The following is a 16720-nucleotide window of genomic DNA, read 5'->3' on the forward strand; positions in this document are numbered from 1 at the left end:
GAGTCACGGATTCAGGTTATTGTTTGCAAAGAAAAATATAGATTTATACGTAGGTTATGTGTTGTCTGGCCAGCAAAAGTTGCTGGCTATGTGTTGATATATCAGCTATTTCCTGGCTGGTGACGGGTAAGCCGGCTGGCAATGAGCGACTTGTTTTCTTCAAGAGACACGATTTGGCTAATAAACGGCTTGATATTCAATTGTTTACATGGCTTTTGTGTGCAAGGCATATTCTGGACATATATAGGTGTGAATCTTGCTTAACTGTGGCTTGCTACGAGTGAGCTCCAGATAATTACAACCATCAATTAATCGATTCTTATGAGCAAATACACAGTCAACGTCAACGGTACGCAAAAGACCGTGGATGTTAATTCCGACACGCCCTTGCTGTGGGTGCTGCGCGATCATCTCAATCTGGTCGGTACCAAATTCGGCTGCGGGATAGGGCAGTGCGGTGCATGTACCGTGCATATCGACGGCCAGCCGACCCGGGCTTGTCTGACGCCGATTGCCAAAGTCGGCCAAAGCCGGGTCACTACGATAGAAGGTCTGCATCCCAGTGGCGAACACCCCTTGCAGAAGGTCTGGCAAGAACTGGATGTGCCGCAATGCGGTTATTGTCAGGCCGGGCAGATCATGACTGCCGCCGCGCTGCTGAAAAAAAATCCCCGCCCGACCGACGCCGAGATCGACGCCGAACTCGCCGGCAATCTGTGCCGGTGCGGGACTTATTTAAGGATACGCGCGGGCATACACCGCGCCGCTGAACTTACTGCCAAGGAGGCCGTATGAACGAATCTCTGTTGGAAAATGCCAGCCGCCGCGATTTTTTGCGCAAGTCCACGCTGGCTGGCGGTGGTTTGGTGCTGGGTTTTTATCTGAATGTGGCCGATAGCGCCGCTAAACGCATCGCCAAACCGTCCACCATTTCGGAAAGCAGCGTCTTTAAACCCAATGCCTTTATCCACATCGCGCCGACCGGCAAGGTTACATTGATCAGCAAGCAGCCGGAGATAGGCCAGGGCATTAAGACCTCGTTGCCGATGGTGATCGCCGAGGAACTGGAGGTTAATTGGCTGGATGTACAAATCGTGCAGGGCGACTTGGACCCGATTTACGGTAGCCAAAGTGCCGGTGGTTCGCGCTCAACGCCGACCAATTACCAGGAGTTTCACAAGCTCGGCGCGACGGCGAGAACCATGCTGATCTTGGCCGCTGCTGAACTCCTGCGGGTGCCTGCCGCTGAACTGATTGCCAAAGATAGCGCGGTGCATCATCCGGCCAGCGGTAAACAGCTAAGCTACGGTCAGCTGGTGGAAAAAGCCGTGTCGATACCGGTGCCTGCTCCCGACTCGGTGAAACTGAAAGACCCCAAGGACTACAAATTACTGGGTACGCGGATCGGCGGCGTTGATAACCCGGGCGTCGTCACCGGCAAGCCTTTGTTCGGCATCGACGTGCAACTGCCGGGTATGTTGTACGCGACTTATCAAAAATGTCCGGCTTTTGGCGGCAAAGTGGTCAGCGCCAATCTGGATAAAATCAAAGCGCTGCCCGGCGTTAAGCATGCGTTTATCGTCGAGGGCGGAACCAGCTTAAAAGGCTTGTTGCCCGGCGTGGCGATAGTCGCCGATTCCACTTGGGCGGCGTTCACCGCCCGCAAGCAACTGAAAGTGGTCTGGAACGAAGGCCCGGCGGCCGCGCAAAGCTGGGCAGGCTTCAGCGCTAAGGCCAAGGAATTATCAGAGCAGGCCGGCAGTGACGTGTTGCGTAACGATGGCAACGCCAAGCAGGCTTTGGACGATGCCGACAAAACCGTTGAAGCGGCCTACAGCTATCCCTTCATTTCCCACGCCAGCATCGAACCGCAAAATTGTACGGCCTGGTTCAAAGACGGCGGGATCGAGATTTGGGCGCCGACTCAAAACCCGGAAGCCGGGCAGAAGATCGTTACGGACACTTTAGGGATTCCGAAAGAGAAAATCACGCTGCATATTACCCGCAGCGGTGGCGGTTTTGGTAGGCGTTTGATTCCTGATTACATCATCGAATCGGCGGCGATTGCCAAGCAAATCGGCGTACCGGTCAAACTGACCTGGACCCGCGAAGACGATTTGCAACACGATCAATTTCGCGCCGGCGGTTTTCACTTCTTAAAAGGTGGCCTGGACGACAAGGGCAAGCTGATCGCCTGGCATAACCATTTCGTCACCTTTGCCCATAAAGTGGTGAAGGACGGCAAGGAAACCCTGGAACTGGGCAGTGGCGCCAATTTGTCCGGCGACGAGTTTCCCGGTCGCTGGGTGGAAAACTGTCTACTGGAGCAAACGCCGCTGGAGTGCAATATTCCGATGGGGCCGTGGCGGGCGCCGCGCAGCAATGTGTTTGCGTGGGTGTTTCATAGCTTCATCGACGAACTGGCGCATGCCTCCGGCCGCGATCCCTTGGAGTTTCGTTTGGAAATCTTGGGCGATAAAGGCTTTATTCCCGGCACCGGCCAGCAAGGTATTCCTTACGATGTGAACCGGATGAAGCATGTGTTGCAGCACGTCGCGGAAAAAGCCGACTGGGGCAAGAAAACTTTTTCGCGCGGCCAAGGGCAGGGCATCGCTTTTCATTTCAGCCATCTGGGTTACATCGCTCAGGTCGCGGAAGTTACTGTATCCAAAGACGGCAAGCTCAAGGTCGATAGAGTGGTCGTTGCCACCGACATTGGCGCGCAAATCGTCAATCTCAGCGGCGCGGAAAATCAGGTGCAGGGCTCGGTCATCGATGGTCTGGGGGCCTTGATGTTCCAGGAATTGAACATCGAAAAAGGCCGGATAGTGCAAAGCAATTTTGGCGATTATCCGATGATCCGCATCGCTGATGCACCCACCCGCGTGGATGTGCATTTTCTGAAAACCGATTATCCGGTCACCGGTCTGGGCGAGCCGGCACTGCCGCCGTTGGCGCCGGCGGTGTGCAATGCGATCTTCGCCGCCACCGGCGTGCGAGTCCGGCAATTGCCGCTATTGCGCACCGATTTGAGCTGGAGTTGATATGGCTAGTACAATCGTCGGCATACCCGCAAGCGAGTAAGCCATGGCCAATCACATCAATCATCTGCAAGAAGCCTATCGGCGACTGCAACGCGACCAGGAAGACAGCGTGCTGGCGACCATTATCGAAACCTTTGGCTCGACGTATCAGAAGGCCGGCGCGCGGATGCTGATTACCCAGACCGGCGAGTTGGTCGGTTTGCTGGGCGGTGGCTGCTTTGAAAGGGATCTGGTAGAGCAGGCCGCTTCGGTGTTCGCAACCGGCCACGCCAACACCGTGTTTTACGATATGCGCTCCGGGGAAGACGCAATCTGGGGTTTGGGACTAGGTTGTAACGGTGCGGTTAGGGTGTTGTTGCAGTTATTGACAGCGGAGCAGGATTTCAGTCCGTTGAATTTGCTGGTCGAGGCCGCCGAAACCCAGTCTCATGGGGTATTGGTGACGGTGTTCGATTCTACGCACGCGGATTTTCCGGCCGGTCGCAGCCAGTTCCTGCCGGCGGCCATTGTCGGTCAGCAGCCGATCTTGCCCAGTGCGCCGTTTCCGTTTGCTACGGCCGCGCTGCAAACCGCCTTGCAACAAAAACCACGCATCGAAACCCATCTGCTCGACGGCCAGGACATCAAAGCCTTTTACGACCCGGTGCAACCGCCTTGGCAGTTGCTGATATTCGGCGCTGGCGCCGACGCGATACCGCTGGTAAATTGCGCCAAATCCGTGGGGTGGCGGGTAACCTTGGTCGATCACCGGCCTGCGCATATCAATCCGGAGCGTTTTCCGTTGGCCGATCAATTATTGCATCTGACACCGGAACAGGTCTCGGCGCAACTGGATTTAAATCGCTTCAACGCCATCATGATGATGACCCACAACGTCGAATACGACCAACGCTACCTGCAAGCCATCGTGCATTGCCGGGCACCATTTATCGGCTTGCTGGGGCCGGCGCATCGCAAACTGCGGTTACTGCAAAGCCTGGGCGACGATGCCGCGCTAATCAACGAGCGTGTGTTCGGTCCAGTCGGCTTGGACATCGGCGCACAAACCCCGGAAGAAATTGCGTTGTCTATCGTGGCCGGCATCAATGCCCAGCTCAACGGCCGTAGCGGCTTGCAATTAGGCAATGACGTAGTCTCCGTACAGCATGCATGCAGCCATTGATAATGTCTATGCCGTCATCCTGGCCGCCGGTGCGTCCAGTCGGATGGGTAGCCCCAAACAATTGCTGGTCTGGCAAGGCCGTCCATTTCTGGCGCATGCAATTGGCAGTGCGCGGTCTGTTTTGGCGGAGCGAATCGTGGTGGTGTTGGGTGCTAATGCCGAGGCGATAAAAGCCGCTATCGATCTGTATGACGTAAGTGTGGCGCTGAATCCGGATTGGGCGGACGGCATGGCCGGTTCTATTCGAGCAGGTATCCAGGCCTTGCCGGCCAAGGCGGATGCGGTGTTATTGATGCTGTGCGACCAACCCCTGATTAACGCCGCGCATCTGCAAAGCCTGCTGCAAGCCTGGCAACACGCGCCGGAACGCATCGTGGTGAGCCAGTACGCGGAGTCGTTTGGCGTGCCGGCGGTATTCCCGGCTGCGTATTTTGCGCAGCTAGCCGGTTTAACAGGCGATCGCGGGGCCAAACCCTTGTTGATGCAGTTTGAAGAAACGCTGGTAAAAGTGCCGTTACAGGAAGCGGAACTGGATATCGACACGCAAGGCGATTATCAGCGTTTACATGCACATAAATCAGATGCAGCCGATGCTTGCGGAACAGCTTGACGACTACTTGTCGAGAATTCGCAGGATATTTGTCGAGTTGGGGATTCCGGAAGATCTGCCGACAGCCAGAGGCTTGGAATTATGCCGCGAGCCGACCGAATTGGTCGTCGGGGAAACCAGGCCGCAGGGTAGAGAGTTTTATCTCACGGCCGCTGCGGCAACCGCCTGGCACGCATTGAAACTGGCCGCCGCCGAGGAAGGTATTGCCTTGCTGATGGTATCGGCCTTTCGCAGTGCGGATTATCAAGCCGACATCATTCGGCGCAAGCTCGGGAAAGGTCAAACTATCGACGAGATTCTGCGCGTCTTGGCGCCGCCCGGTTACAGCGAACACCATAGCGGCCGTGCTATCGATATAGGTAGCGACGAGTGCCCGGAGCTGGGCGAGCAGTTCGAAAATACCCGCGCATTTCACTGGCTAGCAAACAACGCGCAGCGCTTTGAATTCTGTCTATCGTTCCCGCGCGACAATCCATTCGGCTATGTTTACGAACCCTGGCATTGGTGTTATCGAGGCGATTAGTAGCGATGCCTGGGAACTACTGCCGTTAATTCGCGATCCAGCACGCTAAGATGGATTCGCTGATAAACAATCCATGATGACTTTGAGGGTGATGACGGTTAATAATCATCAATAAAGCTGGCCATGGATGCTGCATGAGGTTAAACAATGAATACCCTGGATTTCAAATATCTACCAACAATTGGAATTTGGTTAGCCACCATTGTTCTGCTGGTTCTCATAGAATTTATCAGCACGCCGCCCTATCACTGGGATCGCTATCTGCTGGGCATCGCTCAAGGATTTAGGGGGTTTTGGCCGGACCGTTTTTTCACAGTCATCACCTGGGGCGGATCACTCTTTATTTTGGTTCCCGTAACTGTGCTGATATGCGGGTTTCTCATCAAGAACGAACGCACCTTGGATGCCTGGTTTCTAGCGTTAAGCCTTTTCGGTGCCGCCTTATTTAGCCGTCTAGCTAAGCTCTGGTTTGCTAGGCCACGTCCCGATTTATTCCAGGTACTTGGTGATATCCCATTGGACGCTTCCTATCCCAGCGCTCATACCGCGCAAATCGTTGCTTTTGCCATGTCATTCTGCTGGATCTTAAAACCGGAAAAACTAGGTTTTACATATTATTATTTGATTGTCATTGCCCTGCTATTGGTGTCCTTGGTTGCCGCTTCACGTGTTTATCTACAAGTACATTTTCCTTCGGATGTTTTGGGCGGCTTTTTGTTGGGTCTGCTTTGGGTTATTGGTTTACTAATTCTGCTGTACAAATTCGGTATCATCACGAGATAAGCAATGCGTAACAAATTTCTTAATACCGGGCAAAGTGGTTATCACCCTTTAAAAAAATTAAAGGTCTGTTTTTCAGGTTTGCGCTATGCGGTTTTATATGATTTCAGCGTAGCCTATAAAGTCATACTTTCTGTCCTAGTAATGACTATTTATTTCTATTTTCGCCAGTGGGTAGACTTCATTTCGGCATTCGCTGCCACCGGTCTGATGTTGATTTGCGAAATGTTTAACACCTGTGTAGAAGCAATCTGCGATTTTATGGAAACGCGGCAAAACGAAAAAATACGTGTCATAAAGGACATTGCCGCCGCAGCCACCGGAATAAGTATCCTGATTTGGGCTGTGGTAATGATAACGGAGCTAAATAATTTGTGGTCGTTTGTTTTATAGGTGGGCGTATTCAAAAACAAAACAAACTCGCATCAAAAAAACCTTTGAACACAGTACTTCCCTTAATAATATACAAAAGCTCTAGTGAATGATGGGCAATGCCATAATGAAGGCATTGGGTTAGCTATGATCTAAAGCAATAACATCCTTGTTATCGCCGATCCGACTGCTTTAAACCTCAGCGCTGCTCAACCACAGATCGTGCTTGTTGCACAGGCTCAAGGCGTAAATGGTGCCGCTGTATCCCGTCAGACTGAATTCGGAAATGGCGACAAGGTCTTTGCTGGGATCGAACATCCGCTCATTCAGGAATTTGTAGTCTTTATCCAGCAGCACATGTTTGACGATGTAATGCTCGTAGCCTTTCATTTCGTGCGGTGTGGTGATTTTGACGGCTGCTTTGCCGTCGGCTTTAACGACTTCAATTACCGGTAGGTGGGTAGCGCCTTTGCCGGCCCAGCGGCCTTGCGCGTCCTTGGTATAAAATACATCGCCCGGCGGTGTAGGTTGTTTGCCGGCTTCGGCGGCCTGGGCCAGGCTGGGGGCAATGACGCTTACCGCCGCACCGGCGGCACTCAATCGAATAAAATCGCGACGTTCCATGAAAATTCCTTGTTATGGGTTAAATTTGCTTGCCGCTGAGTGAAGCACAGTGCCACTTGCTCGGCAGCGCGTTTTGAGCCGGGTTTGCTTATCCAGTCAATGCAGGACAAAAACGTGCGCAGCGGCTCCGGCTCGACTGACCGCGCGACGCGTTGAAATGTATCACGATTTCACCGGACTTTTGTCCTTGGGTTTCTCCGCCGGCTTGGGTTTGGCTTCCACCACGCCCACGGTTTCGCCTTCCACTAACAGATCCGAGGGGCTGGCGACCAAGGTATCGCTAGGCGAAATGCCTTCCAATATTTCCAGTTCGCGGCCAAAGTCGCGGCCCAGTTTCACGGGGCGAAACGCCACGCGATGTTCCGCATCGACCACTACCACATGCGGACCGGCTTGATCGATCACCAACACATTAGCCGGCACCACCAAGGGGCTGGATTTGCCGGCGACGTTGATGGAGATTTCCACGTAGGAGCCCGGCAGTAACTTACCGTCCTTGTTGGGCAGGGTAATATCCACCTGTCGAGAGCGGTTGACCGGGTCTAATGCCCCGGCGACATGATCCACATGGGCGCTAACCGGTTTGCCTTGCGAATCCAGTACTCTTACCGAGACTTCCTGGCCGGCCTTGATGTCGTCCGCGTAGACTTGCGGCACCCAAACCGTCAACCGCAACGGGTCGGTTTGAGTCATCGCAAATAACTCCTGACTGCCGGCCACGATCAAACTGCCCACATCGACTGCTCGGCGGGTTATCACCCCGGAAAAGGGTGCGACGATGCGCCGATAGCCTTCGATATTTTCCAGGCGTTTAACGTTGGCTTGCGCAGCGGTGAAATCGGCTTCGGCTTGCAAGAAAGCGCTGCGTTTTTCGTCGAATTCCTGTTGCGTGCCGCTGTCGGTGCCGTTCAACTGCGTCCAGCGTTGCAAGGTGGTGCGGGTCAATTCCAGCCGGGCTTTCACTTGCGCCAGCGCGGCCCGCGATTGCGCCAGTTCCTGTTCCAGCTCGGGTACGTCGATCACCGCCAATAGATCGCCTTTCTTAACCTGATCGCCTATGGTTTTGTGCCAAGCGCTCAAGTAGCCGTTGCTGCGCGCATAGAGTTGGGTTTCGGTGTTGCCGCGCAAACTGGCGGGCAATACCAGTTTGCGGGTCGCCTCGCCGGGCTTTGAATGCGCGGCGATGACGCTGCGTTGTTGGCTGGCCGCAGTTTGTGCCTGCAAGGTTTCCGCTTGTTGTAGGTTTTGCGCCAGACGCCAGGCGCCGGCCAGCAGGAGTAGTAATAAGAGTCCCACACCAAGCCGCTTTACTACCAGCAGGGTGAGGTGCGAATGGTCGGTGGACGGTCGCGCAAAGGTAGAAGAAGGAATGCTGTTCATATGATTTTAGGGAGTTAAAAAGGTTGTACGATGCGAAAGTCGGTGTGCCAGCCAGCGATGGGTGCCGGCAAATACCAGCGGTACGAACAGTAAAGTGGACACGGTGGCAAAGGCCAGGCCACCGATCACGGCACGGCCCAGCGGCGCGTTTTGTTCAGCGCCTTCACCCCAGCCGATGGCCATCGGCAACATGCCGACGATCATCGCAAAGGCTGTCATCAACACCGGTCTGAGCCGGGTGGCCGCGGCTTCGAGCGCTGCCGTGACTGGCGGTACGCCTTCAGTCAACCGGGTGCGGGCAAACGAAACCAATAAAATACTGTTGGCGGTGACTACACCCATAGCCATGATGCTGCCGGTCAGGGCAGGGATGCTTAGCGTAGTGCCGGTCAGAAACAGCGTCCAGGCGATGCCGGCTAAGGCGGCGGGAAGGGCGCTGACGATAATCAGCGGGTCCATCCAGGATTGAAAATTCACGACCAGTAGTAGGTACAGCAGCACAATGGCGACCGCCAAGCCAGCGCCCAGACCGGTGAACGAACTTTTCAGGGTTTCGATTTGGCCGCGCACGTTCAATTCGACACCGCGCGGCAGTTGGCTGCGGCTGTCAGCAACCAGCGTTTCGATTTCCCGGCTCACCGAACCCAAATCGCGACCCTCGACGCTGGCGTAAATATCGAACACATTATTGGCGTTGTAATGCGTTACCGCGACCGGTAACACGGTGCGTTTCAGTTTGATCAGATTGCCCAGCAATTGCGGCTGGCCGTTACCGCCGCCGACCGGCGTACGCATCAAGGCATCCAGATTATCCAAATCCAGCGGATTACCCATCACGCCGATATTGACCGAGTTGCCGTTAGCCGGATTCAGCCAGAATGACGGCGCGGTTTGCATGCTGCCGCTCAGGGTCAGTAACAGATTTTGCGCCAGATCGCGGGCGGATAAACCCAGTTGTTGCAATTGCTGGCGATTCATTTCCAAATCCAGCGCCGGCCGGTTCATGCGTTGATAAATATGCGCATCGACGATGCCGGGAACTTGCCGCAAACGATTTTGCAAGGCGATAACCTGCGGCATCACGTCTTCCGGCTTGCCGCCGATGAACTGGATGTCGATAGGGGCGGGCACGCCGAAATTCAACGTCTGGCTGACCTGATCGGCGGGTTGGAAGAAGAATTCCAGGTTGGGAAAGCGTCCGGGCAGTTCCGCGCGTAGGCGTTTGATATAGTCGGCGCTGGGGGCATGATCGCCGGGTCGCAGCGAAATCATGATTTCGGTGTCGGCGGTTTCCACGGTGCCGGAGTTGCCGAACAAGGTGTTACGGGTACTGTAGGGGCCGCCGATGATGTCCAGTAGATCGGCGATTTCTTCGGCGGGAATGATGCCGCGAATGACTTTTTCCACCGCATCGATCTGTTGCGGCATTTCCTCGATGCGGGTACCGGACGGCGCACGGACGTGCAAGCGAATCTGTCCGGCATCCACCGCCGGAAACAAATCTTCTCCCAGCAGCGGAACCAGGCCCAGCGATGCCAGGCAAAAGCCTAAAATCGCCGAACTGTAACGCAAGCGGTGTTTCAGCAAATGACTGGCCAAGATCAGATAGTGGCCACGAAACTGTTCGAAGCCGCGCTCGAAGACGTGATGCAGGCGTTGAAAGCCACGTGCTAGCGCGTTACCCGGCGGCGCATCGGTATGGCCGTGATGGCCGGACATGACATACATCACCAGCGTCGGCACCAGGGTGCGCGATAAAACGTAAGACGCTAGCATGGCAAATACGACGGCTTCGGCCATGGGTACGAACAGGCTACGGGCCACGCCGGACAGGAAAAACATCGGCACAAACACGATGCAGATGCATAAGGTAGACACGAGCGCCGGCATCGCGATTTCCGCTGCGCCATCCAGTATGGCCTGATGCGGGTTTTTGCCCAGCAGCATTTGCCGCTCGATGTTTTCAATTTCCACGGTGGCGTCGTCCACCAATATCCCCACCGCCAAGGCCAAACCGCCCATCGTCATCAGATTGATGGTTTCGCCGACTAAATACAAGGCAATCAGCGAGCACATGATAGACAGCGGTATCGATACCGCGATGATGCAGGTGGTGCGCCAGTTACCCAGAAACAGCAGGATCATCGCCGCAGTGAGGCCGGCGGCAATCAGTGCCTCGTGCAACACGTTGCCGATTGCGGCTTTCACGAATAGCGATTGGTCGAACATCAGGCGCATATTGATGCCTTCCGGCATCATCCCCAGCATTTTCGGAATGGTTTGCCGGACGTGTTCCACCACTTCCAGAGTCGAGGTGCGACCGACCTTGAAGATCGAAGTCAATATGCCACGCTCGCCGTTTTGACGGGCGATGGTGGTCACCGGCGCCGCACCGTCACGCACCGTCGCTACATCGCGGACCAGCGTGGTAACGCCGTTCACAGTGCGAACCGGTAGGTCGGCCAGACGCGGAATCGCGGCCACTGCCCCGTTCAGGCTGACATCGTATTCGTTACTGCCGATTTTTACGGTGCCGGTGGGTAAAATCAGATTTTGTGCGGCCAGGGTATCGTTTAAATCGGCGGGCGACAGTCCGCGCGCCAACAGAGCCGGAGCATCGACATCCAGCGTAATTTGCCGGCTTTTGGCGCCGAACGGATTAGTCATTGCCACGCCGGGTTTGGATTGCAACGCGGTCCTGGCGATGTTATTGACCAGGTCGTTGACATCGGTTTCCGGCACAATGCTGCTGGAGATACCCAATTGCACCAGCGGCAGATCGGCGGCCGAATATTGAATGACCTGCGGAGGCGCCACATTGGTCGGCAGCGAACGGTAAACCGAGTTGCTGCTGGACATCACCTGCGCGATAGCAGTTCGGATGTCGGTGCCAGGATGGAAAAATACTTTAACGACAGCCGCACCGCTGTAAGACAAGGATTCACTGTGTTCGATGCCGTCGATCAATGCCATGGAGCGCTCGACGGTGGTTGTTAATCGGTCGGATATTTCCTTGGCGGTCATGCCGTTGTATTGCCAGAGCATCGCTACCACCGGAATATCGATGGTTGGGAAAATATCGGTGGGCATTTTCCGCAGCACATACGGGGTAGACAATAGAATCAACAGCGCCGCCACGATAAAGGTATAGGGGCGGCGTAAAGCAATATTAACGATCCACATGGATTTCTCGGGAGATCCGATTGGTTAGCGAGGTCCGGCCGGTTTTAAAGCTATCGTTTTTCCGGCAAAGGCAATTTAATGTTTGTCTTAAGCAATAGCTATACCAATCAATCTGCACAGATTTTTCGAAGCATAGTGCACTGCATGCGTTTGGGCTCAGGTGAGAATCAGCAGCATAATTTTTACCGGGTAAATGTTCTAAGCTGTTGGTATGCAAACAGGCGGCGATCAAAAGCTGCTGCTTTGGCAGCAGGACTCGGGTCTAAGCGCCTTTAGCCTGAGAACAGCAACCCGGCGTATCAAGCCTTGGTGCGGTCAGCTTTGCCTATCAACTCGCCGGATAATTCTTCCTGATAGAGTTGGGTGATCGCTTTGGCGTCTTCGGCGTCTTCGCTTTCCTTTACAGCATTACGAAATCCCTTGATCGCATCGCCCAGATCGGCGCCGACATTTTTCAGGCGCTTGGTGCCGAATACCAGGACCACAATCGCTAAAACTACTAATAGGTGGGGAATGCTCAAGCCCATTTTTTTCTCCAAAGTTAAAAGTTGCCGATTTTAGGTAAGTCGCTTGTGAATATTGACTTAGCCTTTTCAATCCGGTCTTCAGCAAGATAAGGGCCAATATGCTGGGTGATTGCTGGAATACGCCAAATTACCCCTGTGTTCCAGGCAGATCGACAACACCCCGAACATGGAAGCACGCGGGTTAACGGCAAATATCCAAAAAAATGCTGATTTACCAGCATCGCGTCAGCAAATGCTGCTGGTATACGAACAGGTCGAAACATAGCGGGCATGTTTGGCGAACGATTTCGGCTGACTGGGCTTGTCGAAAAAGCCCGACTCAATTGGATTAGCGCGAAAAAGGCCAATGCTTCGCAAGTAAAATTCAGACTCATGGAAATGTGTTGATATATCAACACTTAAACAACAGATTATGTTGCTGTGGCAACATTGGTGTTTCGCAAAAACCTGTAATCCTTTATTATGTGCTGTAAATACGAAGTGGCATGAACCATGCTTGGAGCCTGGTATCTCGCTGTTATTATCCGAGCATTTTGTCTCCATAACATCCACTTCTGCTGACCGGACCGCCGGAAGCCAGTTTGTCCCCAAAGGACTGCTGGCTTTTTTTTGGCCTGTGCTCAGCGAAGGCGGCAGTTTGTGGACTGACTTTGGGCACGGCAAGGCTGATTTTTGTTCGGCGTTTGCGTATCGGCACAGTTAACTTGTGATGCCGCGACGAATCACTATTTTTGACATCTTAGGAAAAGATCTTTCATGGATATATTATTGAGTGACGGCATCGTTGCTCGCAGTAAAGGGGAAACCGTATGACATTATTGGCATTTGACGAATTGCAATTACGACAGCTGTCGCACACGGTACGAGCCACTGCGATGGTGTTCGAGGATCCGGTTTCACGAAAACTGTTGGAGCACATCGAGCGGATCGCGCCCAGCGATGCGACTGTGCTGATCATCGGCGAGACGGGGACCGGCAAGGAATTAGTCGCCAGGCATGTGCATGCACTTAGTAAGCGCGCCAAAGGACCGTTCGGTGCTCTAAATTGCGCGGCACTCAGTGAAAACCTCATCGAAAGCGAATTGTTCGGCCACGAAAAAGGCGCTTTCACCGGTGCTTTGAATACAAAAGAAGGTTGGTTCGAAACCGCCAATAAAGGCAGTTTGTTTCTGGACGAAGTCGGCGATTTACCGCTGGGCTTGCAAGCGAAATTATTGCGGGTATTGCAGGAAAGGGAAGTGGTAAAGGTGGGTTCGCGCACGCCTTCGCCGGTGGATGTCAGAGTCATCGCCGCTACCAATGTTAATTTGGAAGAAGCGGTGGCGGCGTCGCATTTTCGCGCCGACCTGTATTACCGTTTCAATGTGGCGGCGATTCACTTGGCGCCGTTGCGGGAACGGCCGGGCGATATTTTGCCCTTGGCCAGACACTTTCTGAAAGTCTACGGCGACCGCCTGGGCTATGGCGAAATCAAACTATCGCCTTCCACCGAGCTGGCTTTGTTAAATTACGACTGGCCCGGCAATATTCGCGAGTTGGAAAATGCGGTGCATAGGGCCTTGTTGGTCTGCCCAGGCAATCGCTTGCGTCCGGAGGACTTTAAGTTGTCGGGGGTACGAGTCTCACAGAGCGGGCCCATGGTTTCAACCTCCTCGCTGGAAAGTTCGCTACTGCGCTTGTGCGAACAAGCACCGCCCAAGTTGTTCGACATTATCGAAGAGACCGTGATTCGCACGGCGTTCGAGTTTTGCGAAGAAAACCAGGTGCAAACCGCGCGCTTGCTGGATATTAGCCGTAACGTACTGCGCCACAAGCTGGGGCTGTACGGCATGTTGGCCAATGGTCAGAGAAAATTGGCCGTCGCTTATCAAGAAGGCGAAGATTAATCTCCGCAAATTCCTTCAAGTACTTTGCCGACGGCAGGGTGCTTAGTTCAATCTGATTAGTAAGAAGCTACCCGCACGGATACCCACAGGGCACAAGAGCGGGTATCCAGTGCCATGGATGGTAAGCTTCGAATCATCCATGAAGCCTGGATTCCGGCAATCCCTGCCGGAATGACGATCTTTTGGGTGCTATAGGTGAAGATTCTTGCTAATCAGGTACTTCATACGCTATTTTCCAGGTGCCGGGGTCGATGTAGCAGGGCCAATGCCGACAATCTGCAAAATCGTATCTTCATCCTTCGCGCCGTCGTAATGGATTTCGTTGCCGTAGTGGGTGACGAAACTGCCAGCCGGTACCGGTTGCAAATGCTCGGGGTCGTAATTACTGCCGGTGCCGACCCACCAAGTGCCTGAAATCACAGTGATGAAGCGGTCGTTTGGGTGCGAATGCGGCTTGCTATTGTGATGCGCCTTCCATTTATTCAGCACCACATACAGGCCGGGTTTGTTCGGATCGCCGACCAGTACCGCGCTTTCCGAGCCGCTGGGATTTGCCACCCAATTGATTTGCTCCGGCAGTTTGATGGAAATGGCTTTGGGGTCAAGTTCCAGCGCTGCCGCCGAGCTACAAGTAAAGGGCAAGGCGACTACCAAGGTCAGTAGCGATAACGGCGGCCGAATACGTGTACGTAACATTTAAATCTCCAATTTATAGGAAGTTGGTGCTATGGGTTTCGGGGTATCCGGTTACACAGTGCCTATTCCTTTTGACTTAATGGCAGTAACCCGTCTACCAACCAGCACTTCCGGATACCCCGAAACCCACGGTTGTTTGCTTGAAAATCTTTACCTTATAAAGCCGGAGTTGCCGGTAGCCGAAATTTACTCAAATCGGGCGCATTCACCGGATTCTCGCTATGCGGCGTGCCGGCGGGTACCCAATCGTAGGGTACCGGTTGGCCGCGGTAGAGCGAGTTGTTCGCGGTGGCGCGGCCGGTCACAGCGTCCTTACCGGTGCGAAAATAAGGATTCACGTATTCCCAAACTATGTCGCCGTCCGTTGTTACTTGAAATAAGCGACCACTTTGGCCTTCGTCTATGAAAGTATTGCCGTTGGGCAGGCGGCGAGCGGCGCTGATGTGCGTGCTACGAAACGACCAACTCGGGCCGCCCGAACTTTCACCCGTGTATTGCCAGACAATTTCTTTCTTGATCGGATCGATTTCCAACACCCGCGAACCGCCGGTGCGCGGCACGGGAGCCGGCGGGTAGCCAGCGATGCCTTGATTATCGAACACCAGTAAATTCCCGGCTCCGGGCAAGCCTTCCGGGATGATGTGCGCATCGTGCTGAGCACTGATTTGATCGACCGGGCGCGGTACCTTGCGGGCCAGTTGTTCCTCGATGGAAGCCGCTGGGTAGTGCGGGCCAAGATTCCAAACCACTTTGCCGGTCTTTCTGTCGATGATGATAATGAAATTGGCGTTGCGCGCATCGATCAACAAATTATCAGGGTGAAAGCGCTGGTCGCCGGCCGCATACCAGCGGTTCGGGCCAACGACTTTCAGATTGTTCACATGCAGGTAGTCGGCTATCTCGGCGCTGCGGACCAATTTAAGTTCGGCGGGCGTAAAGCCGAACTCCTGCAAATGCTCCGAGGCGATCCATTTCCAGACCACTTCGCCTGCCGGATTGACTTCATAAATCACGTCGTCCAACACTTGCGGCTGCTTAAAGCCTTTCACCGGATGCACGAGGTTAGCCAATACCACGGTATTGCCGTTGGGTAATCTGGCCCAGTCATGATGTTGTTGCGCGGCGCCGCCAGGCGCTTTGTCGCCGAAGCTCCAGACGGTTTTGCCGTCCCAGTCCAGCTCGGCGATGGTTTTGGTGATCTTCTTACTGACTTGGCCGGGCACCAAGTCGGTTCCTTTGCCTTCGGTGGTTTCCTGCGTGACAAATATATGTCCCAGTTTACCGCCGTTCACGGCGGGATTGATAAGGGTGCTGTGGCTGGCGGCATCCGGCCATTCGTGAACGGAATTACCGTTTAAATCGATCAGATGCGCGATGTTGTCGCCGCCGCTGAACAATACAAACGAGTTATAGGCTTTGCCTGGATCGTAGCGCGTGGTGCCGGTAGGGAAAACGCTTGGTCCTGATAAGGCCGAGACGCTAAGCGCGGTTCCCAGCACAATTAACGCGGTTTGCTGCCAGGCCTGGGATTTACGCGATGGCCGGTTTGGTTTGCTGCCGCGTAAGGTTGCGGATGGTCTTATTTGGGTCATTTCTTATTCCTTTATGAACGGGCGTTTGGCTGTGCTGGTGCTCAGGGATGTCTGTAAGCAATGATCAAGCCAACAATTTTTTATTTAATCCATGTGCCTACCGAAAAGCTCCACCTAATAAACTCAAACCCGATCAGGGCTTGGTAAATCAAGGTTTGCCATCAATGCACCGTTGCTACCGGAAAATGTTTTCAAGCAAGCTGCGCTGCAAATTGATCCGGAATCTATCGACTTCTGGCTGAGCTTGTTGAATGGCGGGCAGGCTGCCAGCAAGTTGTATTTCTAATTCAACAGATGCCGATCAGCCGCTCAGCAAGGCTGATTCAGGCTAACAACAAAGG

At 54.0% G+C, this 16720-nt stretch carries 14 protein-coding genes; 8 read left to right on the forward strand and 6 right to left on the reverse strand.

Going from position 1 to position 16720, the window contains the following annotated elements; translation table 11 throughout:
* Positions 1-321: 321 nt before the first annotated feature.
* From A1332_RS13210 to A1332_RS13240, 7 genes are all read left to right on the forward strand, one after another.
* Positions 322-795: a (2Fe-2S)-binding protein gene (locus A1332_RS13210; protein WP_064008958.1), complete on the forward strand. Its 474-nt coding sequence runs from the start codon at positions 322-324 to the stop codon at positions 793-795.
* Positions 792-3044: a xanthine dehydrogenase family protein molybdopterin-binding subunit gene (locus A1332_RS13215; RefSeq protein ID WP_064008959.1), complete on the forward strand. Its 2253-nt coding sequence runs from the start codon at positions 792-794 to the stop codon at positions 3042-3044. The genes A1332_RS13210 and A1332_RS13215 overlap by 4 nt, the downstream gene beginning before the upstream one ends.
* 43 nt (positions 3045-3087) lie before the next feature.
* Positions 3088-4206, forward strand: a complete 1119-nt coding sequence (locus A1332_RS13220) for an XdhC family protein (protein ID WP_064008960.1) — start codon at positions 3088-3090, stop codon at positions 4204-4206.
* A complete protein-coding gene (locus tag A1332_RS13225) occupies positions 4190-4816 on the forward strand; it encodes a nucleotidyltransferase family protein (protein WP_064008961.1) in 627 nt (208 codons plus the stop codon). Before A1332_RS13220 ends, A1332_RS13225 begins: the two co-directional genes overlap by 17 nt.
* The gene (locus tag A1332_RS13230) at positions 4788-5339 is read left to right on the forward strand and encodes a M15 family metallopeptidase (protein ID WP_231890291.1); all 552 of its coding nucleotides are present in this window, start codon (positions 4788-4790) and stop codon (positions 5337-5339) included. The genes A1332_RS13225 and A1332_RS13230 overlap by 29 nt, the downstream gene beginning before the upstream one ends.
* Positions 5340-5486: 147 nt before the next feature.
* On the forward strand, positions 5487-6122 hold the full coding sequence (locus A1332_RS13235; RefSeq protein ID WP_064008962.1) for a phosphatase PAP2 family protein: 636 nt from the start codon (positions 5487-5489) through the stop codon (positions 6120-6122).
* A gap of 3 nt (positions 6123-6125) precedes the next feature.
* Positions 6126-6512 (forward strand): diacylglycerol kinase, encoded by a 387-nt coding sequence (locus A1332_RS13240; RefSeq protein ID WP_064008963.1) that lies wholly within the window; start codon positions 6126-6128, stop codon positions 6510-6512.
* Between the two features lie 171 nt (positions 6513-6683).
* On the opposite strand, the gene A1332_RS13245 is transcribed toward A1332_RS13240, so the two are convergent.
* The 4 genes from A1332_RS13245 to tatA form a co-directional block, all read right to left on the reverse strand.
* Complete coding sequence (locus tag A1332_RS13245; protein WP_064008964.1) at positions 6684-7115, reverse strand: desulfoferrodoxin family protein; 432 nt, start codon at positions 7113-7115, stop codon at positions 6684-6686.
* Positions 7116-7277: 162 nt separating this feature from the next.
* Positions 7278-8495, reverse strand: coding sequence for an efflux RND transporter periplasmic adaptor subunit (locus A1332_RS13250; protein WP_064008965.1), 1218 nt, complete (start codon positions 8493-8495; stop codon positions 7278-7280).
* Between the two features lie 6 nt (positions 8496-8501).
* Positions 8502-11678, reverse strand: a complete 3177-nt coding sequence (locus A1332_RS13255; RefSeq protein ID WP_064008966.1) for an efflux RND transporter permease subunit — start codon at positions 11676-11678, stop codon at positions 8502-8504.
* Between the two features lie 299 nt (positions 11679-11977).
* Positions 11978-12205, reverse strand: a complete 228-nt coding sequence (gene tatA / locus A1332_RS13260; protein ID WP_064008967.1) for a twin-arginine translocase TatA/TatE family subunit — start codon at positions 12203-12205, stop codon at positions 11978-11980.
* Positions 12206-13014: 809 nt separating this feature from the next.
* Here tatA and A1332_RS13265 point away from each other — a divergent pair.
* Positions 13015-14091: a sigma-54 interaction domain-containing protein gene (locus A1332_RS13265; RefSeq protein WP_064008968.1), complete on the forward strand. Its 1077-nt coding sequence runs from the start codon at positions 13015-13017 to the stop codon at positions 14089-14091.
* Positions 14092-14319: 228 nt separating this feature from the next.
* On the opposite strand, the gene A1332_RS13270 is transcribed toward A1332_RS13265, so the two are convergent.
* Together A1332_RS13270 and A1332_RS13275 are read right to left on the reverse strand one after the other, a co-directional pair.
* Entirely contained in the window at positions 14320-14787 is a 468-nt protein-coding gene (locus tag A1332_RS13270; RefSeq protein WP_064008969.1) for a cupin domain-containing protein, read from the reverse strand.
* A gap of 155 nt (positions 14788-14942) precedes the next feature.
* On the reverse strand, positions 14943-16379 hold the full coding sequence (locus A1332_RS13275) for an aryl-sulfate sulfotransferase (protein ID WP_197491455.1): 1437 nt from the start codon (positions 16377-16379) through the stop codon (positions 14943-14945).
* Between the last annotated feature and the right edge of the window lie 341 nt (positions 16380-16720).

Origin of the sequence: Methylomonas methanica (assembly GCF_001644035.1) — a bacterium.
GTDB lineage: Bacteria > Pseudomonadota > Gammaproteobacteria > Methylococcales > Methylomonadaceae > Methylomonas > Methylomonas methanica_A.